Genomic DNA, 20,731 nt, shown 5'->3' on the forward strand with positions numbered 1-20,731 from the left:
GACTCCTATATTCATAGGAGTCTTTTTATACTTCTACGTTGCTTTTTAAATGGAAGCATTCTTCCCTGCTTCAATTTCTAATGACTCTTCATGCCACCAAAGTGTTTCTTCAGGGTCTTCTTTAGCGATTAGGTGTGCTTCTTTTTTCGTTTCTACTGTAGGATATGAACCTTTTAGCGCACGCCCTGAAGTCGTAACAAATAATACACTAAATACAACTAATCCAATAATACTTACACCCGTCAAATAAAATGCTGGCGCAAGCGGGTTACCAGTTGCATGAACTAAGTATGAGCATACGAGCGGTGTTGTTCCACCGAATATTGATACAGAAATATTAAATGAGATCGAAAGTGCTCGATAACGTACATCAGTGAAAAAGAGTGATGGTAATAATGAAGGTAATGTTCCTTCATATACACTTAAGAAGAAACCTAGTACGAAAATACCTGCAAATATAGCTGCAATATGTCCGTTACCTATTAGTAAAAATGCTGGAATTGCAAATACAGTTAAACCAAGTAAACCAATTTGCACGACGCGTTTATTACCAATTTTATCACTTAATTTACCAAAATATAGTGCTAGTGGAATCATAAGTGCCATCGTAATAGAAATAATTAATAAGCCCGTTGTTTCTTTGACTTTAAGTACTTGAGTTAGATAAGAAGGAATATACGAAAGAATCATATAATTCGTAATATTAAAGAAGGCGACAATTACTGTGCTTAATAAGAAGTCTTTTTTGTGATATTTAATAATATCCATAAATGAAAATTGTTCATTGTCTTCAGATTCCTCTTGTGCTTTTTCCATCTCTTCAAAGATTGGAGATTCATCTAGATGACGGCGTAAGTATAAACCGACCAAACCAATTGGTGCAGCTACTAAGAACGGAATACGCCATCCCCAGCTGAGCATTTGCTCATCTGTTAACAATAACGTCAAAATGGTAACAATTACCGATGCAGCAATGTAACCTGAGAGTGTTCCAATTTCAAGACCACTACCGAGTATACCACGCTTTTTATCTGGAGAAGATTCTGCGATATAAACCATTGCTCCTGAATATTCGCCGCCTGTAGAGAAGCCTTGAATCATTCGGGCAACTAAAAGTAGTATTGGTGCCCATACACCAATTTGTTCATAGGTTGGTAGTAATGCGATGAATAATGTAGAAAGTGCCATTAAAATAATAGTAGTACTTAACACGATTTTTCGGCCGTACTTATCTCCTATTCTACCAAAGAATACACCTCCGATTGGTCGAACGAGAAAGGCTGCTGCAAATGTACCGAATGTAAGTACAAGTTGCAATCCACTATTATCAACACCTGAGAAGAATAATTGACTTAAGATAACCGCTAAATACGCGTATAATCCGAAGTCAAACCACTCCATTGCGTTCCCTATACCAGTAGCAATTACTGCTTTCCTGGCTTGTTTAGGATTGACAATATTAACGTCTTGAGGTTCAAAATTTAAATCATTATTTTGTTGCATATAATAAAACAGCTCCTTTTTAATTTAACTTCTTTAAGCACACCTTCTCTTATTGAATAAAATTAATTCGAAGCACTTAAGGAAAATTAACGTCTCCTTATCTGTTATTATTGTTTCACATAATTAATTATTTGTCCAATGAGATGCTCTCTAGGTTAAGTAATTTACTATTTTAAAAAGCTGAGGAAGCCGCTAAAATAGCGCCTTCTTCAGCTTTTTATATTTTTTTATATTTTTTTAAATACTTGCTGTAGCAGCTATGTTATGAACACAGGAAATAAACTCATAAGTGAATGCGTCAATTTCCTCTTTCGTAATAATATACGGCGGAAGTAATCGAATAATATTCCCTTGTGTTAGATCGACTAACATCCCTTTATTCATTAACTCAATCTGTAATTTCTTCACATTTTCATTCGTGTCATTCACACTTATCCCAAACATCATCCCCGCATGACGTACTTCCTGAATATAATAAGCATTTTCTTTCTGAATATCTTGCAGTTTGTCATTCAAATATAGTGACGTTTCATAAGCTTCTTGCATTAACCCATCATCAAGTAATGTATTTAATACAGTTAAACCTAAAGCTGTTCCCATTGATGAATGAGCAAATGTTGTCCCGTGATCTCCTGGTGAAAATACATCACATAACCTTTCACCTACAATAATTCCTCCTAGCGGTATCCCGCCTCCTGCTCCTTTACCAATTTGAATAATGTCCGGTGTGATATTAAAATTTTGATAAGCAAATAATTTTCCCGTTCGACCCATACCACTTTGAACTTCATCAACGACAAGAAGTACATTATATTTTTCACATAAATTTTGAACACCATGTAAATATTCACTTGATAAAGGATAAATCCCCCCGCTACCTAAAACAGGCTCTAGCATAATCGCAATTGGATTTTCTTTAATAATGGTTTCTTCTAATTGGTCTATATTCTCGCGCTCTACTTCATATACAGGAATAGATGTTTTAGGAAAATTTTGATATACCTTTTCTTGTCTCGTAAAATGCAGTGCCCCTAACGTCCTCCCGTGAAAACTATCTTTTAACACAACTACTCCATCACGCTCTTCATTCGCAATAAATCTATATTTATCAATTAATTTTAATGTCGTTTCTGTCGCTTCCGTACCAGAGTTTGTAAAAAAGACTTTTCCTCTTTTTAAAGTACAATCTACTAATTTCTTTGCATACTCAATTGCAACTGGGTTTAAAAAATGAAACGGTAAATGCAACGATTTCGCAACTTGCTCCATTGTCATTTGTACAATTTTAGGATGATTGTATCCTAATACATTTACTCCTACGCCAGAAAATAAATCTAAATACTCTTTACCATCTACATCATACAGTTTACACCCTTCTCCTCTTTCCATTGCAACCTCTGTACGACAATATGTAGACATCATATATTCTTTATCTAATTGAAACCAATCCGACATGTTAAATTCCTCCTAGTTATTTTTCCTTTTTTAACGTTCATTCTCTATATAATCGTTTATAAATTAAGTTTTAAGATTGAAATTTTAATAGTGGTTTTCTTCCACATTTATAGTAAAACGTGTGCTTTCTCTTCCCGATATTCATTTTTCCATAATTTCTTCTATTTCAACAGGTCCACTACATATGTGTTTTTTTCATCTAGCGGTATGTTACTGCTTTGAACTGTGCGTGTCATACATAATTAAGGCTATAGAATCATATTTAGTAACATTGGACAAAAAAGATTTGGAGGCTATATCGATGGATGAAAACTATGATAAACAGGGGCAATCTATACTAGGGAAAGACTTTAATGAAAATGACGAACGTAATGAACAAGCTAAACTTCACTCTCAAACAGTTGGTTCACGTGGACCCGTACTAGAGCAAGATAGTGTACTGCATGAGTCATTACAAGAATTTATTCATGAAAAAATTTTAGAAAGACCTGTTCATGTAAAAGGATTTGGTGCGTTCGGTTATTTTCAAACGATATATTCGATGTCTGAACATACTAAATTAAGTTTTTTACAAAATTCTAATGAGAAAGTTCCTGTTATGGTGCGATTTTCGTTAGCTGTTAGTACGAAAGGAACACCGGATACTGCTAGAAATGTACGCGGTTTTTCTACAAAATTTTATACAAAAGAAGGAATTTTTGACCTTTTATGTAATCACATTCCTGTTTTTTCTGTTCGTGACCCAATGCGTTTCCCTGAAACGATTCAAGCATTATTGCCTTCACCTAAAAATAACTTAATAGATCCTAATAGATTTTGGAGTTTTGTCGCTAAAGCACCTGAATCTATTCATTTTGTTGTCCGTTTATACTCTAATAATGGTACGGCCAAAAGTCTTCGCCACATTCCAGGACATAGTGTTAATACATATGTATGGAGAAATGCGGAAGGTAATCGAAAGTATGTAAAGTATCATTGGTACCCATTTGAAGGTGTACAGTACATTACTAGTAAAGAAGCAATTAAACTAGCTGCTGAAAACCCTGATTATAGCGGGAAAGATTTATATGATGCTATTGAAAATGGTAAACCAGTGGAGTATGGTTTATACGTCCAGCTCATGGATCCGAAAGATGAAGCGCACCTATCTTATGATCCTTTAGATGACACAAAAGTATGGGATGAACAGACGTATCCTCTCATACCAGTCGGGAAAATGGTATTAAATAAAAATCCTGAAAATTTTATGGAACAAGTAGAGAAAGTCGCATTCTCCCCTTCTAATTTACTGGATGGTGCAGAACTATCAGATGATAAAATGCTGCAAGGGCGCGCTAACATTTACAGTGATTCACAAAGAAGAAGAATTGGTCCCGAATTTCGCAAATTAACGATTAACCAACAGCAAGATTGGACACCCGCTAATCAAATTACAAGCGGTGACGGAAGGTACGTTGAAGGTAAACTTGAAAGAACTTCTATAACAAAACAGAATGACTTTACGCAGGCTGGTGAATTTTATACGAAGTTAAAACCGATAGAAAAAGAACATCTCGCTGAGAACTTAGCTAGTGATTTGAAAGTTATATCCGATGATATTAGGGAGATCGTTTTGGGGTATTTCAATCAAGTATCAACTGATTTGAAAACAAGCATTGAGACAAAAATGAAAGAGCATTAAAAAGATTAAAGTATTCTTTACGAATGAGAATTCAAATCTATATTAATTATTTTCTTGTCAAAATCCAATGAGATTATTTAATTTAAAAATATAAAGCCAATATATCCCTGTTCTGTAATTAGAACAGGGATATATTGATATAGTTTAATTTTTAACATTACATACTTTATTTTGCTAAAAAATGCAATAAGTTTCCTTTCAAAATAAATTATAGTAAACTATTTTACTTGTACCGTATAATTCCCTGTTCCACCACCATACTTATATACACTTAAGTAATATTTCCCTGGCTTTGCATTATAATTTCCAAGCAATTTGTTTCCATCACGTTTTGTTGCATAAGCTACATAATTATTTAGATCTGATTCAGAATATAATACCCAGTTCAGTCCAAGATTTTGTTCGTTCGTAACAGAAATTTGTAAATCTTTTTGATCCTTTACATCAATAACAAATTTATCCCCCTGATCTTGATCGCTCAAGGTTCCTCTTAACAAAATATTCAAAGATAGTGGGTTTGCTGTTTCAAATGAATTATTTGGTTCTTTTTCTACAGCCGTACCTTCTTCCGTATTCACTCCGCTAAACACAACATCATATTCATATTGCCCAGCATTATTTACACGGTAATTTACAAAATAAGCAGTCAATGTTTTATATCCAGTCCACTCTTTTCCTGAAAGACGTTTCAACATATCATTTGTTGCTTCATTCATCACTTTCCAGTCCTCAACTTCTCCTTTAGCCGCACTTCCTGTATATGTCCCCTGTAGTGTAAATGTATTAAAGAATTGTGATTTATTCTTTGTTACTTTCACATCTTTTAATTTCGCTTCATTCGTAATATCTGAAGTAATGTCCGAAAGCGATTTTGGATCATGCTGAGTTAAATACTCATCTGATACTTGTGGAATTGTATACTTATCGCGATTATCAATAAGCATTTGCATATAAGATTGATATTCTTCATTTAACTTATTATCTTTGCTTAATGTAGCACGGTATGCATCGTAACTTGAAACATCATTTGCGCGAATCAAATCATGCACTTTATCGAACATTTCAGGGCGCTTATTATACATATATGATTGCAGCGCAAACGAATAATTATAAAAATCCCACGTTCCATATTTCGCATTTAATGTTTGTGATGCTGTATAACGTTTTGTAGGATCATTAGATAACCCACCAATTATACTTTTTCGCGGTACTACACTATCTAATCGCGTTGCACCTGCAAAGAACTCTGCGTTTCCTTCTTCAAACCATGTTAAACGTTCATTTTGATACATTTCTCCTTGTCCCCATAATCCCTGAACTTCGTACCTTCCCTGTAAGTAGTGCGTAAATTCATGGCGGAATAATTCTTCCAAACTATAAATACTTTGCTCTGGTGTACGTTCATATGTAAAGAAAGTCCCTGTCCCTTCAATATAAATCCCACCATTATTCGTTTCATATCCGTACAGTTGACGATTAAATTGATACTCATCTGGGCTATTATAAATAACCATCGTTAACACATCATCAGCATGTCCACTTTCAAGTGGTTTATCGCTACCAACTGTACGATAAAATTGAGAACGCACTTCTTTTGCCGCCCAGTATAGACGTTTAATTTTCTCTTCGCTAACTTTATCCCCAGCTTTAAAGACAATTGCTCCATCATCAAACGTATACGTTTTCGGTAAATATTTCTTTTTACCCTCTTCTCGAATTTGATCTAAATTTACAGTTTTTCCGTTTGCATCTATTCCTCCATAATTTGTAGTAATTTGTTCTGCCGCAACAAAGTATTGCTCTCCTAAATATGGATAAATTCGCATTGCATCTGTAACAACTTGTTGTCCTTTTGTCGGCGTGCTATGAAGCTTGCCCAATCGTCCAGCATAGTAAATCCCATTATTAATTAACCATCCGTTTCTATTTGTTACTGTACCAAGTAGTGCAAAACGATTTACTTCATTAATAAAGTTATCAATATTTCGAAACCACATCGTATCTTTTGGCTCTTTTCCAGTCGTGTACATATCCGTCTGAATATCAAAGTCAATTCCCTTCATCAACTCATATATAGCGTCTCCTTTTGTTCGATCTTCAATGAAAGTTGCAAGATTATCATTATATTGTTTAAAAATTTCACCTGCATATAAAACCGTTTCAACATCTGCTGATGCATTTCCAATTAATTTTCCATATGATGCAATTACTTTATTTTGTTCTGATGTACCAAGTTTGAAATTTGGATTTTTTGCAATTGTTTTTAAAGCTGGTAAACATTTATCATGGTAGCTACGCTCATTTAGTTTGCTTAATTCATCATGGTAAAAACCTAAATAAAATGCTGCACGTAGAGCTTCTACTAATGTTTCAATCCCTTTTGAATCATCTTTCGTATAAGCTTGTCCTTGTTCTGCTAGTTTATTAATAATTGCTTGCATTCGACTATCATCTTGATAGAATTTAAGACTATCACTATTAAACTGAAATAATTCTGGAATTTGATACCATTTAATTGTCACAAGAAGATCAGTTAATTGTTTATTATTTAATTGATTTAACTCAGCCATTGAATACTTTTTTTCTTCAGCTAACGGTTTAATATTATCGTTTGGTGCTAGTGGACGCTGCGATAAATCCGCTAATTTTAACCGTTTTGTAAAAGATGCATTTTCTTGTACTTTTGAAGGGTGCGCCAATTCATCAACAGATTTCTGTATTCCTACCGGCTCCATTTGTAATACGTTCTTCACATTTTTCTCTTTTGTCTCTGCTTGAATTTGCAAACCATTACATGTTATTGTCACTAGTCCAACACCAAGAATCCACTTAGAAATTTTCGAATATTTAACCATACCATTGCCCCCTAATAATTTAAAAGAAAATTCAGAATTTTTAAACCGAAAACCTACTTATTTGTATGTATTTACAGTTCCGCTATAAATACAACTATGATTAATAATGCAATAGTAGCTTGTTTTATACTATTACGAGTACAGATTCCTTACATACAATCTCCCTTCCTTACATTTAATACAAGCAAAAACTGTGCCAATCATATTTCTTATGCATGGCCAATATTCTTTTATAAATACTGTAGAATAAAATATACATAGGTGGTTCGGCAATGTATAAATCATTTGACACAAAATCTAATGTTTATGAAGAACAAATTCATTGAATGTTATAAGTTCATTAGCCAGTACATAATTTCCAACTAAAAACATCCCCAATTTTTAAATCTCTCAAAAAAAGGTAAACAAACATATTCCATAAAGCTAATATGTTCGTTTACCTTTTTCTATTTCAAATCAACAGCAAAATATCATTGAATAAAAACAGCATGAATAAGTATTTTGTTATTCATTTCTCTTTTTCATATAATCTTTTTCACATTGCAAAGGCTTGAATTTCACTTTTTTCCCTTTCTTCTTTTTCGTTTTTATAACGAGCCATTCCCCTTTTTCAACGTCTAGTTTTAGGCGTTTCATTACATTGATATTATCTTTTTCTTTATAAAGTAAAAATGCTTCTTGCGCCCTCACAAATAAGCTGGGCTGTTCGCTAAATCCACCACTATCATAAATTTTAGTTAGCGAATTATAATAAGAATCATTTTTCTTTCCACCATACATCAAATGGGCAGCCTCCAGATCTCTTTTACTTACTTCCCAAAAACTATGTTCATCAATATTTAAATTAAATGTGGATTTAATGTCCTGTATTATATTCTTCACATACTTTTCATCTCGAACTTTTCTTTCTTCGAGACAATCCGAAGATAACCTTGGTGCATCTGATTGGGAATGTACAACGTGTTGTATCGATACACACAGAATAAATATGCTTAAAATGTAAAATATTTTTTTCATATTTACATATCACCTCAAATGATTTAGATACTATATCATTTGAGGCTTACAATATTCTTATACTAATAATGTAAAAGGCCCTATAATTTAGACTATTATAGGGCCTTTCCTTTTAATATTGCTTTATTAAATTTACCGGTGAGTCCAGTACCTTACTATTTTTCACATCATATAGTCCTATAGGTGTTATCCGTATAAAAGGCAAGTGCGTCGCAGAAAAGAACAAAATGGTAAATGCCGGATCGTCATACGCGTAACCACGCTCTTGTAGTAATTTCACCATCTGTTTCTCTTCCTGTATTAATTCATTCATTTTCAAATTAGACATAATCCCAAGCAATGGTAATGCGATTTCATGTAATACTTCATTCTTTTCAGCTATTACCATTCCCCCGCCAAGCTCTTTTACTCTATGAAAAGCTGTAAGCATCTCTTCTTTATTCTTCCCAATAAGAATGATGTCGCCGGTACCAGAATAAGAGCTAGCAAGCCCACCAAGTTCTTTTGCAAAACCTTTCACAACTGTATTCACTCGCCACGCACCGTCACGAGCAATCATCATTAGAAAACACTCATCATGATCTAGTGAAAGTTCATCACGGTTTAAATCAATTTCAGTCGTGTATGTTTTTGTTATAACATTATTCAATAATTGTATACCCATTTTATGCGGGAAAATCATATCTTCTTTTTCTATGGACCAGTCTAATAATAATGGAGTTACTTTGAATTTACTCCAGTCTATTTGTACTGATTCATTTTTATTTACTCCGTCGCGCTTCACCCATTTCCCCTTTGCAATTACACTTATTGGAACCGGGTTTTCTTTACTTTCTAAAATATTTATATTAGCAATTCTACCTGTCGCAATTGAACCATGTAGATGCTCCATATTATAATAACGGGCGATATTATAGCTTGCCATATGATAAGCATCTATAACTGGCACTCCTTGTTTTATCGCGGTAGATATCATTACGTTTGTCATTCCATTTTCATAAAATGAAGGATGTGAGCCGTCTGTAGTAAGAATGAATCTATCAAACTGTTTTACTCCTAGTTCCAACAATTCTTTCAATAACACTTCTAAATCTGGGCGGATTGAAGAATTTCTTAAGGAAACCGTGTAACCTTGCATAAGACGAGCGAAAGCTTCCTGCCCTGTCATCGCCTCATGATCACAATCTGTACCTAACAGTTTTAACTTTGCTAAAGTCGTTTCAGATGCACCTGGAAAATGTCCTTCTACTTTTTTATGTAATCGTTTCGTTTCCTGCACCCAATGTAACATTTCATCATCGCCATGTAATAACTTTGGCCACGCTGTTAGCTCACCGCCTTGAAGAACTGCTTTATGCTTTAGCCACTCTATTATTTCTTCACGATTAAATAAAGATTCCCCGTTTTGCAATTCAGTCTGTCCATCAAAACGACACCACCAATACATACTTGCTGAAATCTTTTCAAATTCATCTAATAAACGAAATGCTTCTTCACGTTGTAATGTGAAAAATAAAGTTAAATTATCATTAATAAAAGTCGCCGTCCCAAACTGCATCGCATAATTTGCTAACGTTTCAGGATTATATAATTGATATGGATGTGCATGTGGTTCTATGTAGCCAGGAACTACATACTTTTCATCACAATCAATGACTTCGCATTCTTGTAGTTGCGCTGGTAGTTTTTCTCCTACATAAATAATGCGATCATCATAGATCCAAATATTTGCTTGTACCCACTCGCGCATATAGGAATTTAAATACGTTGCATTCTTCAATAAAATGTGCGGACTTCTTTTACCATCTATTACTTCAACATGTTCTCTTAATTGCTTGTTACTCCATCTAAACTGATTTTCTCCCAATGAATTTCACTCCACATCAATTTACTTTTATTTATTAAAATAAAAACAATTAACTAACTAAAGTATTCTCCATTCATAACTCCCCTGTATAACCCCTCTACCCTTCATTATATGGAACAATTGCAAAAATAACAATTTTCAAAATTCAAAACATACTTCTTTGATTCTCAATAAAAAAGGATGTCGTGTAACTGACATCCTTTTTTATTGTTGAATTACTCTTGATGTTCTACTATGAATGTTAATACTGTCCTTTAAAGCAGGATTCCATTCACATTCTTTCCATCTATTTCTGAAATTCAACTTGCATCATTTTATCAAACTGTGTAAGAATATCAACCGGACCTAAAGAATTAACATTGACAGCAAATGTATGCTTGCCTCCCATTACTCCGCCTGCAAAAGTCATAAACCCAGGAATTGATCCTCCGTGACCCCATACTGAGACACCATTTGGAAGTTTAGTCTCATAGATTCCAAGACCATATCCATCACCAACCCCTTTTCCTTCTACAGGAACTGTAGTAAGCATTTCTTTTAGCTCGCGTTCCTTCAATAACTTACCACCGAGTAAAGATGAAAAGAACTTATTTAAATCGTCTGCATCTGAAATCATATCTCCCGCTGAATTAGCTAAACTCGGATTATAATACGTCATGTCTTTCAATTCACTTGTTTCGTCAATTTTCATATACCCTCGAGCATGATTCTTACCTGGAATAACGGGTGAATTCCCTGGTAAAAACGTATTTGATAGATCCAAAGGTTCAATAATGCGCTTTTCGATTTCTTCTGCGTAACTATTACCCGTTATTTTTTCAATAAGCATTCCTAGTATTACGTATCCTGTGTTTGAATACGACCAACCTTTACCTGGCGAAAAATCTGGGGGTAGAGCAAGTCCTATCTTTACTATTTCTTCTGCTGTATACGTTTTTTTCGAATTCATAATATCAGCGTCTTTTGACTTTAAATAATTAGCTATACCACTCGTATGATTCAAAAGTTGACGTATCGTAATTTGATTGCCATCATAACCATTTCCTTGAATGAGGCCGGGCAGCCACTTTTCAATCGAATCGTCAAGCTGCACACGATTTTCTCCTACTAATTGAAGAACAGTCGTAGCAGTAAAAGTCTTCGTCACACTTCCAATCCGAAAACGATAATCCGATTTCACCGGTTTCTTTGTAATTAAATCCGCCACGCCAGCAGTATAACTATTAACTTTCCCTTCATTAGACGTCTTAGCTAATACCCCTGGTGCCCCAATTTGTATTGTTTCCTGCATTACTTGTTTCCATCCATTCCGATTCTTTTGATTAGGTTCTTGTGACGAATTAGAAATATTTTGAGTAGACTCTGCTTTCACAGTAAAACCGGGTGTGAATAAAGTAGTACCCGCTAATAAAACTGCCAAACTCGCTAACTTAATGGAATAACATTTTTTCATAAGGCTTTCTCTCCTCTATTCATATCGTATTGATTCAAGCTATACTTTCATCCTAAATGATAAAACTCTCTTTTTTCTTATCCATTCCTTACGAAATACTTACTTTCAAAATTAGACGCCCAGATGAGAAAAAGTAATGTATGAAAATAAAAAAAGAACGTGTTTTCAATTTTTGAAAACTCGTTCTTTTACATATTTAAAACCCTATATCAACTTTTTAGTTCATTTACTTTTACCATCCTGCACTAGCGTTCATGCCATTCCCGATAATAGTAAGTATTAATGGCCACAGCACTGGTGCTAACGTAAGAAATAGATTAAGCAGTATAAGTATTCTATATCTCCCAGGAATATTATAATTTTTACGATTAACAAATAATATAAAAACTAATAATATTATGGTCGTTACAAATAAAAGTAACACTAACAACCAATACCAAACCATTAAACTGAGACTCCATGGCTGTAATAGCTCGTGTACAATACCAAAGGTGATTCCCAATACTGCAAAACTAAAGGTAGTAACTGTTGCTTTGATAAACAATTTACTCCATTTTTTATCGTATGTATACTTACAATATAAATCTATTAACGTGTATAAAGATAAAAAGGCCATGAATACACCTACCCAAGACAATAACCAGTCTCCGCCTCCTCTAACTAACATAAACAGAAACCAACACATCCCTGCTGCAGAAAAAATAAAGGAAAGGAGTATGTTTTTCAATACAGGTTTCATTCTATTTTCACACCCTTATAAAAATTTAAAAATAAATTATAATTTTTTATTTACATGCTACCCGTAATCAATTCATCTCTTTTTCATTCTATACTGATGAAGCGAAGATAAACTCATAAAAAATGTAACGAGCAATACTCTACTAAGGCAACTTTTTTCCATTGATAGAGATATAAAAAAGTAAGTATACATTACCATGTAATTAAATATAAGTAAATGAAATTAATTTACAGTTAATTTCATTTACTTATATTAATGTCACGCTTTCCCGTCTCGCTCTATCCATCGTACAGTCTTCTCTACATCTAACTCCGTATACGTCTTTTCTCCATAACGGACAGACTCATATATCGGAATAATATCTCGCGTTCTACAAATTCTACTTAACCATTGTTGCATCGTTTCATATGACCTTCTCTGTTCGTGAAATGGTAAAGTTCTTTCCCATTCCACTAACGTTTGCCTTATCTTATCTTTAGGTAACGGCTGTTCAAACTGATGCTTCACTTTCTTGTTCTTTTCGGTTCTATCCGTATTTTCTTTTGTTATCGATTGTTTATCCTGTTCTATTTCTGAATTCATTACCTTTTTCCTCATTAATTTATAAAAAGCATATAGAATGACCACTGCAATAATTACATAAAAAACGACACTAATCCATGAATTTGAAAGAACAGAAAACACATCAGTCCATGAATTTTTTCGTACAAAAAGTGGAATTTTCCTATCTATTTTTGTTCTTGTATCTACAACTCCTGTTTCTTCATCTATAATTCTTTCAGGTTCATCAAACTGTTCGTCTAAACTAGTAAAATCATAATTTCTTTCCGATATTGTCTCCGTCTTACTAGAAAAAAGCCCTTTTACTATGTCTTGTACATGCACAACACCTTGTGATAACGTTATCGCACTAACCGTAAAGAAAAGTATCATGAAAACTCTAATACTCCAAATCTTCACCTTCATATGTCGCTCTTTATTAGCCATAACATAAACCCCTTCTTATCCTTTAATTACGACCCATTTATTCGTTCTACTGTATTTCTTTGGGGAAGTACCAAGAATTAAAGGAACTGCATCCAATTCTTTTCGCCGAAAGCCTGCTGTGTAAAAATAAGTAGACGATACAGGAGTATCTTGGTCCGATATTGAGGCAAGTACTTTTAATACATTTTGCAAATGTTTTCGGTTATGACCGTTCTTTATATGTAGCAAACCGTTATCTTTTACGCTATTGATCCATACTTCAAATGAACAGTTTTGCATAAGCAGTTGTTTACATATGCCTGCCGTTAATTCAATGAGTTCCTCTGTATCATTTCGCAAAGAAATACCGCTTTTATTTTGCAAGTTGAGATATATCGCATATTTATCTGATTGTGTTCGCTCGTACTTTTTCGCGGTTATCGTCCCTGTTTTCGCTGTTGCACTCCAGTGGATAGAACGAAAATCTTCATTTTCATACGACTTCACTCCCATTACTTTCGTTTCATCATATAAGGGGGATGACATCGCTTTTCGAAACCCTCGTGACCATTCTTGCAATTCAGGAACTTGGATTTTCGGAACAGCTGGTAAAACTAAATAAGACGGCGTTTCAACTTGTTTATACGTTATATGGTTCGTTATGAATCCAAAGGGATCCGTAATGACAATTTCAACTTCTTCCCATTTCGCAATTCCTCTTTTTACAGCTACAGCTTGCAAATCAAATGAAACTGATTCTCTTCCTTTTATATTAAAATTTATATAATAATTTGAACCTGTACTATGATTTTTGTTTATTTCATCATGATTCCAAGTTAACTTATTTTCACATTTAAATCGAAATACGATATTGAAAATAGGGAATAACGACTTGTTTGAAATTTTCATTTTGCACACATTCGCTTCACCTATAAAAACGTTTGAATTCCCTTGACTGTATTCCCATTCAACACGAGATACTTTACGTATGTATACATGCATCGCACCTATTAAAATTACATACAAAAATACGAGAGATAAAAACAATAGATTACTTGAAAATACACATAAAATAACGGCTACACCTGACATAACTCCCATTACTAAAGGCTCCGCTAAAGGTGTATACACAAGTTGTTGATTCATTGTACATTCTCCACTGGCACATTAATCGTATGAAGAATTTCTTTCATGATTTGTTCTTTTGTTGTTTTCATCTCCCCTTCAATTGTCAACGTTAAACGATGAGCGCATATAGATGCAGCAAGTATCTTTATATCATCTGGCGTACAGTAATCTCTTTCATTTAATATAGCCCGTGCTTGAATCGCTCTCATAAATGCCAACGTCCCCCGCGGACTTACACCAATTTCAATTAGCTCATGCTTACGCGTTTCCTCAATAATTTCAAGAAGATAATCTTGCACATCATTTCCTACTAACACTTCTCTTGCACGTTTTTGCATCATAATAATTTCTTCACTTGAAATAATAGAGTGTAATGTTTCTAACGGATCATTCGTTTGAAACCGATTCATCATTTCCTTTTCAGCTTCTCTCGTAGGATAACCTTGGCGAATCGTAAGTAAAAATCGGTCTAATTGAGCATCAGGTAAAGGAAATGTACCAGCAGATTCAAGAGGATTTTGCGTTGCAATTACTAAAAAAGGTTCTGGTAATGAATGCGTCTGTTTCGCAATTGTAACAGTACGCTCTTCCATAACTTCGAGTAACGAAGATTGTGTTCTCGGTACAGCCCGATTAATTTCATCCACTAATACTATATTTGCAAAAATAGGACCTAACCTCGTTTTAAAATCCGATTCCTTCACATTAAAATATTCAAGACCAATAACATCTCCGGGCAAAGTATCCGCTGTAAATTGTATTCTTTGAAATTTTGCGTCCACGCTTTTAGCCAAACTTTTCGCTAGTGTTGTTTTTCCTGTCCCCGGTACATCTTCTAATAAAATATGTCCTTTTGCTATTAGAGCAATGGCTGCAAGTTCTATGGATTCATCTTTTCCTATAATAACTTTCGAAATATTATTAGTGATTTTCTTTAAAATGTTCATATATTTATCCCCCGTCTTCAATTATTCAGAAAATTAAGAATTATTATTTTCCAAATTATAACACATACTGATAAAAGTAAATATATTCCTGTAAAAATAAAAAAGATGACCTTAGCACTATAAGCTAAAGTCATCTTTTTCTATCTCATTATTTTACTAACTCTCCATTATAAGCTTTTATATTAAGCGGAGCAGTTAAAAATTGTGCTGCTTTACTAACGAAAGATGTGAAGTGTTCACTCGTATTATGGCTCGCAACTGCTGCTTCATCTTTCCATACTTCTACCATCGTATAAACACTTTCTTTTTCTGTATCTTTATATAAGTCATAAGATACATTTCCACTTTCTTCTCTTGAACCGTGAATGAGTGGCTGAATTTCTTCTAAAAATGCTTGTTGTTTTGCTGGATCTACTTGAAATATTGCGTGAATAATAATCATGGTGTTTCCCCTTTCATATTCCACTTATTTCTTTAAAATTACTTCCACTCTGCAACTTTTTCAATTGGAAGACGTACTGATTGGTAACCACTGTCAGCAGCTTTTCCGATTGAAATTAACATAACTGGTACGTGACGGTCTTTATCTAGTCCGAAAGCTTCTGCGATTTGATCTTTCTCAAATCCACCAATTGGACAAGTGTCATAGCCGTGAGCACGTGCTGCTAACATAAATTGCATCGCTACAAGACCACCGTCAATTAATACAGTGTCTTTCATTACTTCTGGTGTAACCATTGAAAAGTAACCTGAAAGTTTTTTCATTTGATCTTCTTTTACTTCAGCTGACATAAGTCCGCGCTCTACTGCTGTACCATAAATTTCTTCTGCGTTATCAAAGTTGTTTAAGTCACCGAATACAGCGATCATTGCTGAAGATGTTTCTACTTGAGATTGATTGAATTTCGCAAGTGGTGCAAGTGTTGCTTTTGCTTCGTCACTTTCAATCACAAGGAATCTCCATGGTTGCATGTTTACTGAAGATGGTGCAAGTGTTGCTTCTGTAAGAATTTCTGTCATTTCTTCTTTGCTAATTTTCACTGAAGGGTCGTACTTACGAATTGAACGACGTCCTGTTAAAATTTCGTTAAAATCATTTGTTTTTACTGAGTTAGTCATAGTTGTATTCTCCCTTTTTTATAATTCTTTTATATTTTCTTGAATGTGGTTTAACATATTTAAAAGATTGTCGCGTTCTTCTTCACTTAATCCTTTAAATGCAGATGCTGCAAAACGTTCTTTTTCCTCTTGAAACGCTTGAATTTTATTTCGTCCCTCTTCAGTAAGAGAAACTAACGTAATTCTGTTATCATCTGGATTTTTACGTCTTACAATCATCTCATTGGCCTCAAGCTGCTTTAAATGCCTCGTTATCGCAGCATTATCAATATTCACTTCTTGCTGAAGTGCTTTTTGACTAATTTCACCTACTTCATATAACTGAAGTATAAGCTCTAATCGAGACTGGCTCATACCCGTACACCCTTCAAATTTCGAACTTACTTCTTTATTTAGAAAGTGTAATTTATATAAAATAATCGCTTCTTTTGAGCATGAACTTGTCAAATTACCCCTCCTTTACAATCAAAATAAAAACATTTGATGTATCAATATTTGATATGTCAATTAATATAATCTATATCGATTTAGAATGCAAGCATTTTGTTTTCATTTTATTTTTTCCAAATTAAGGCGCTTTGTAGCGTTACAAATAATGTTAATTGCACTATAATAATACTAATTTAAAGAACTGGAGAGTGATTGATAATGCGGCAATACACAAATAGAAATGAGGAAATGAAAATGGAAAATGAAATGAGGATATTCACAAATGACAACAATAAATATAGGGATTGTCGCGCACGTAGACGCTGGCAAGACGAGTTTGACTGAGCGTATTCTTTATGAAACGAATGTGATTAAAGAAATTGGCCGAGTAGATAGTGGTAATACACAAACTGACTCAATGGAATTAGAAAGACAACGCGGAATTACGATTAAAGCATCTGTCGTTTCTTTCTTTATTGATGATGTAAAAGTAAATGTCATTGATACACCTGGACACGCTGATTTTATCGCTGAAGTGGAGCGATCATTCCGCGTTCTAGACGGTGCGATTTTAGTTATCTCTGCCGTTGAAGGTGTGCAAGCACAAACAAAAATTTTAATGCGAACATTACAGAAACTAAACATACCGACAATTTTATTCGTTAATAAAATTGATCGTAGTGGAGCAAACACTGAAAAAGTTATGAAACAAATAAAAGAGGTTCTTTCAAATGAAGCATTCCCCTTCTACTCTGTTCTAAACGAAGGAACGAAAGAAGCCCGGATCATTGAATATATATCATATGACGATTGTATGGAACTGTTAGCACCATTTAATGAATCATTACTTGAATCATATGTAAATAACGAAATAATACCGGACGCACTTTTAAGAAAAGAACTAGAAAAACAAATACAGAAAGCAAATGTATATCCAATCTTTTTCGGTTCAGCAATGACAGGTATAGGAGTAACAGAACTACTTGAAAAAATTCCGGCCCTAATGCCAGCTCTTACATCGGCACAAGAGGAACCATTATCCGGTGTTGTTTTTAAAATTGAACGTGAATCTTCTGGAGAAAAGGTTGCTTATATAAGAGTTTTTTCAGGTAGCTTACATGTTAGAAAATATGTTGATATACAGCGCGATGAGTCTCTACAACATAAAGAAAAGATTAAAAAAATGTGTATGTTTCATAGCGGAAATGCTGTTCAATCTACTATCGTTCCTAGCGGAGAATTTTGCAAAGTGTGGGGACTGAATGATATAAAAATCGGTGATATTATTGGTGAACGTACGGATTATATAAAAGATATTCACTTTGCCGAACCACAAATGGAAGCTTCCATTGATGCAGTATCAAAAGAAAGAATTCATGATTTATACGCTGCACTTATGGAGCTATGTGAAGAAGATCCACTTATTAAAGTGTGGAAAGATGATGTTCATAATGAACTATACATTCGCCTTTTCGGTGAAGTGCAAAAAGAAGTGATTGAAACCACACTTTTTGAGAAGTATAATTTGCAGGTTACTTTCTCAAATACACGAGTTGTATGTATTGAGAAACCAATTGGCATAGGGAGTTCCGTTGAAGTAATGGGCGAAAAAGCGAATCCATTTTACGCAACAGTCGGATTCAAAGTTGAACGTGGTGAACTTAACTCTGGCGTAACATATCACTTAGGGGTTGAACTCGGATCACTACCTTTAGCATTCCATAAAGCGATTGAAGATACGGTATTTCAAACGTTAAAACAAGGTTTATATGGTTGGGAAGTTACAGATATTATCGTCACATTAACACATACCGGTTATGCTAGTCCTGTTACAACAGCGAGTGACTTTAGAAACTTAACACCGCTCGTATTAATGGATGCTTTAAAGCAAGCTGAAACACATGTATATGAACCAATAAAAGAGTTTGAATTAACTGTACCGGAGCACGCAATTAGTACCGCGATGTATAAGCTCGCTGCCGTTCCAGCAACTTTTGCAGAGCCTATATTATATAATGATTCTTACCAATTAACAGGATCATTACCTGTTGCGAAAACAGAGAATTTTAAGCGAATGCTTCATTCATTCACTGAAGGAGAAGGCATTTTTACAACAAAGCCATCTGGTTACAAAGAACTGAAGGCTCCCTTCCCTACTCGAAAACGTGTTGATTATAATCCGCTGAATCGTAAGGATTATTTACTTCATGTGCTTAGGGCTTATTAAATAAAAAAGAGGTGCAAATTGCACCTCTTTTTGCATGTATTGATAGGTTAGTTTGTCCTAACAACTTCTTTAAGCTTTCCTATTATTTTCGCTATAGCCTCAATTGAATTTTCCGTTTCATATCCCCCAACATTTACAGAATGATTTGCATTTTTGACAACTTCAATCTGTAAATTCGTTTTATATAACTGATCAATTTGATCTGCATTGTATTGGTGATCTTTATCCCCAATAACTAAAAACCCTTCGTGTCGACTATGTAAGATAGAATCAAAAATTGTATCAAACGTCAGTAAAGGTGTAAGTAGTATCATTTTTGACTGCGCGAATTCTTCTCTCTTCATTAAATCATTTGCAATCGGAATTGTTCCGAGTGACTTCCCTAAAAACATAGTCTCGTTGTATTGCTCATCTTTTAATACTTCATTTATCACCGGATTAATATCATCCATCATTACTTTCGTTACTTCTTCCATTGGTTTATTCATTAATTGTCCATCATAAGAATAATGAATATGTACAACATCTATTTTATGTTCAAGCATTAACATCGTTGCGTAATAAAATAACGGCTTATCATAATTGTATCCTGAACCTGAAAACATAAAGCAAACCGTACTAGAACCTTTTTCGATATGTGTGTAACGAATTAGTTTGTCATTTATATGTACCTCTTTTTTAGTTCCCTTCACCATTTTCCCCTCCGAATACATTTACTTTTGTAATACGATATGTTCTGTGTGAACTGATACATCCTTTACTTTCTCTTTTATAAATGCAGGCTGTAAGTTATATGTATGCAGTTCTTCTACTGGCACCCATCTAAACAAATACGTTCTACCCTCTTCTTCCAAAATATATTGATCCGCTCCACTCGCAGGTAACTCATGTAGCTCTACTTCATAATAAAAACTAATTTCATGAAACTTTCGCTCAGAAAGTGTAAAGAAATTTTCTACTGACCATATTAACCTTTTCCTTTTAATAGGAACACCTATCTCTTCCGCAAGCTCTCGTTTTAATGCATCTTCACTATTCTCTAGCATTTTTACTCTACCGCCGGGTACATACCAAAAATCTTCACCGTCACCTTGCAGAATGAGTATTTTATTATCATGTTTACAAATTGCTCCAACGCGGTAATTAAAACATGTTTCCTCAACTTTAAACGTAAGATCCATCCGTAATGCCCCCTCATATAAATATCGAATTATTACAAAAATATTATGTAATTACTGTACAAATAAGGTTACTAAATTTATTCACTTCATTCAATGATTTTTGAATTTTCTAAACTATTATTTTTCATCATTACAAGTGTATATACATATGTTACAATCATATT

Annotated in this window: 17 protein-coding genes; 2 read left to right on the forward strand and 15 right to left on the reverse strand. The window is 34.1% G+C overall.

Annotated features, from left to right (window positions below):
- Positions 1 to 45 precede the first annotated feature (45 nt).
- A complete protein-coding gene (locus tag MHH27_RS15330) occupies positions 46 to 1,503 on the reverse strand; it encodes an MFS transporter (RefSeq protein WP_001186932.1) in 1,458 nt (485 codons plus the stop codon).
- Positions 1,504 to 1,740: 237 nt separating this feature from the next.
- Positions 1,741 to 2,958: an aspartate aminotransferase family protein gene (locus MHH27_RS15335; RefSeq protein ID WP_097997380.1), complete on the reverse strand. Its 1,218-nt coding sequence runs from the start codon at positions 2,956 to 2,958 to the stop codon at positions 1,741 to 1,743.
- Positions 2,959 to 3,259: 301 nt separating this feature from the next.
- On the opposite strand from MHH27_RS15335, the gene MHH27_RS15340 reads away from it, so the two are divergent.
- Positions 3,260 to 4,639, forward strand: coding sequence for a catalase (locus MHH27_RS15340; protein WP_097947212.1), 1,380 nt, complete (start codon positions 3,260 to 3,262; stop codon positions 4,637 to 4,639).
- A 218-nt stretch (positions 4,640 to 4,857) separates the two neighbouring features.
- On the opposite strand, the gene colA is transcribed toward MHH27_RS15340, so the two are convergent.
- The 11 genes from colA to MHH27_RS15395 all read right to left on the reverse strand — a co-directional run bounded on the left by colA (position 4,858) and on the right by MHH27_RS15395 (position 17,177).
- Entirely contained in the window at positions 4,858 to 7,494 is a 2,637-nt protein-coding gene (gene colA, locus MHH27_RS15345; protein WP_097947210.1) for a collagenase ColA, read from the reverse strand.
- A gap of 504 nt (positions 7,495 to 7,998) precedes the next feature.
- Positions 7,999 to 8,511 carry a hypothetical protein gene (locus tag MHH27_RS15350; protein ID WP_097822367.1) on the reverse strand — a complete coding sequence of 171 codons (513 nt, stop codon included), beginning with the start codon at positions 8,509 to 8,511 and terminating at the stop codon, positions 7,999 to 8,001.
- A gap of 112 nt (positions 8,512 to 8,623) precedes the next feature.
- Positions 8,624 to 10,378, reverse strand: a complete 1,755-nt coding sequence (locus MHH27_RS15355; protein ID WP_025117852.1) for an adenine deaminase C-terminal domain-containing protein — start codon at positions 10,376 to 10,378, stop codon at positions 8,624 to 8,626.
- Positions 10,379 to 10,664: 286 nt separating this feature from the next.
- Positions 10,665 to 11,831: a serine hydrolase domain-containing protein gene (locus MHH27_RS15360; RefSeq protein WP_098566930.1), complete on the reverse strand. Its 1,167-nt coding sequence runs from the start codon at positions 11,829 to 11,831 to the stop codon at positions 10,665 to 10,667.
- A gap of 232 nt (positions 11,832 to 12,063) precedes the next feature.
- Positions 12,064 to 12,570 carry a DUF3902 family protein gene (locus tag MHH27_RS15365; protein ID WP_098566929.1) on the reverse strand — a complete coding sequence of 169 codons (507 nt, stop codon included), beginning with the start codon at positions 12,568 to 12,570 and terminating at the stop codon, positions 12,064 to 12,066.
- A 258-nt stretch (positions 12,571 to 12,828) separates the two neighbouring features.
- Positions 12,829 to 13,557 (reverse strand): hypothetical protein, encoded by a 729-nt coding sequence (locus MHH27_RS15370; protein WP_001284442.1) that lies wholly within the window; start codon positions 13,555 to 13,557, stop codon positions 12,829 to 12,831.
- A gap of 15 nt (positions 13,558 to 13,572) precedes the next feature.
- Positions 13,573 to 14,682, reverse strand: a complete 1,110-nt coding sequence (locus MHH27_RS15375; protein WP_098250591.1) for a DUF58 domain-containing protein — start codon at positions 14,680 to 14,682, stop codon at positions 13,573 to 13,575.
- Positions 14,679 to 15,611, reverse strand: coding sequence for an AAA family ATPase (locus tag MHH27_RS15380; protein ID WP_097822364.1), 933 nt, complete (start codon positions 15,609 to 15,611; stop codon positions 14,679 to 14,681). Before MHH27_RS15380 ends, MHH27_RS15375 begins: the two co-directional genes overlap by 4 nt.
- A gap of 148 nt (positions 15,612 to 15,759) precedes the next feature.
- Complete coding sequence (locus MHH27_RS15385; protein WP_000583805.1) at positions 15,760 to 16,053, reverse strand: putative quinol monooxygenase; 294 nt, start codon at positions 16,051 to 16,053, stop codon at positions 15,760 to 15,762.
- A gap of 38 nt (positions 16,054 to 16,091) precedes the next feature.
- Complete coding sequence (locus MHH27_RS15390; RefSeq protein ID WP_340943197.1) at positions 16,092 to 16,730, reverse strand: nitroreductase family protein; 639 nt, start codon at positions 16,728 to 16,730, stop codon at positions 16,092 to 16,094.
- A gap of 18 nt (positions 16,731 to 16,748) precedes the next feature.
- Positions 16,749 to 17,177: a MarR family winged helix-turn-helix transcriptional regulator gene (locus tag MHH27_RS15395; RefSeq protein ID WP_000204172.1), complete on the reverse strand. Its 429-nt coding sequence runs from the start codon at positions 17,175 to 17,177 to the stop codon at positions 16,749 to 16,751.
- A gap of 265 nt (positions 17,178 to 17,442) precedes the next feature.
- On the opposite strand from MHH27_RS15395, the gene MHH27_RS15400 reads away from it, so the two are divergent.
- The gene (locus MHH27_RS15400; protein WP_340943199.1) at positions 17,443 to 19,386 is read left to right on the forward strand and encodes a translation factor GTPase family protein; all 1,944 of its coding nucleotides are present in this window, start codon (positions 17,443 to 17,445) and stop codon (positions 19,384 to 19,386) included.
- Between the two features lie 47 nt (positions 19,387 to 19,433).
- On the opposite strand, the gene MHH27_RS15405 is transcribed toward MHH27_RS15400, so the two are convergent.
- Both MHH27_RS15405 and MHH27_RS15410 read right to left on the reverse strand, forming a co-directional pair.
- Positions 19,434 to 20,099 carry an alpha/beta hydrolase gene (locus tag MHH27_RS15405; protein WP_141541753.1) on the reverse strand — a complete coding sequence of 222 codons (666 nt, stop codon included), beginning with the start codon at positions 20,097 to 20,099 and terminating at the stop codon, positions 19,434 to 19,436.
- Positions 20,100 to 20,567 (reverse strand): NUDIX hydrolase, encoded by a 468-nt coding sequence (locus MHH27_RS15410; RefSeq protein ID WP_000366230.1) that lies wholly within the window; start codon positions 20,565 to 20,567, stop codon positions 20,100 to 20,102.
- Positions 20,568 to 20,731 lie beyond the last annotated feature (164 nt).

The organism is Bacillus sp. FSL L8-0152 (assembly GCF_038006365.1).
Taxonomy (GTDB): Bacteria; Bacillota; Bacilli; order Bacillales; family Bacillaceae_G; genus Bacillus_A; species Bacillus_A cereus.

Bases quoted from the DNA above. Each gene is read 5' to 3' on its own strand.
- MHH27_RS15330 (WP_001186932.1), bottom strand. From the start codon at position 1,503: ATGCAACAAAATAATGATTTAAATTTTGAACCTCAAGACGTTAATATT.
- MHH27_RS15335 (WP_097997380.1), bottom strand. From the start codon at position 2,958: ATGTCGGATTGGTTTCAATTAGATAAAGAATATATGATGTCTACATAT.
- MHH27_RS15340 (WP_097947212.1), top strand. From the start codon at position 3,260: ATGGATGAAAACTATGATAAACAGGGGCAATCTATACTAGGGAAAGAC.
- colA (WP_097947210.1), bottom strand. From the start codon at position 7,494: ATGGTTAAATATTCGAAAATTTCTAAGTGGATTCTTGGTGTTGGACTA.
- MHH27_RS15350 (WP_097822367.1), bottom strand. From the start codon at position 8,511: ATGAAAAAAATATTTTACATTTTAAGCATATTTATTCTGTGTGTATCG.
- MHH27_RS15360 (WP_098566930.1), bottom strand. From the start codon at position 11,831: ATGAAAAAATGTTATTCCATTAAGTTAGCGAGTTTGGCAGTTTTATTA.
- MHH27_RS15365 (WP_098566929.1), bottom strand. From the start codon at position 12,570: ATGAAACCTGTATTGAAAAACATACTCCTTTCCTTTATTTTTTCTGCA.
- MHH27_RS15370 (WP_001284442.1), bottom strand. From the start codon at position 13,557: ATGGCTAATAAAGAGCGACATATGAAGGTGAAGATTTGGAGTATTAGA.
- MHH27_RS15375 (WP_098250591.1), bottom strand. From the start codon at position 14,682: ATGAATCAACAACTTGTGTATACACCTTTAGCGGAGCCTTTAGTAATG.
- MHH27_RS15380 (WP_097822364.1), bottom strand. From the start codon at position 15,611: ATGAACATTTTAAAGAAAATCACTAATAATATTTCGAAAGTTATTATA.
- MHH27_RS15385 (WP_000583805.1), bottom strand. From the start codon at position 16,053: ATGATTATTATTCACGCAATATTTCAAGTAGATCCAGCAAAACAACAA.
- MHH27_RS15390 (WP_340943197.1), bottom strand. From the start codon at position 16,730: ATGACTAACTCAGTAAAAACAAATGATTTTAACGAAATTTTAACAGGA.
- MHH27_RS15400 (WP_340943199.1), top strand. From the start codon at position 17,443: ATGACAACAATAAATATAGGGATTGTCGCGCACGTAGACGCTGGCAAG.
- MHH27_RS15405 (WP_141541753.1), bottom strand. From the start codon at position 20,099: ATGTATTCGGAGGGGAAAATGGTGAAGGGAACTAAAAAAGAGGTACAT.
- MHH27_RS15410 (WP_000366230.1), bottom strand. From the start codon at position 20,567: ATGGATCTTACGTTTAAAGTTGAGGAAACATGTTTTAATTACCGCGTT.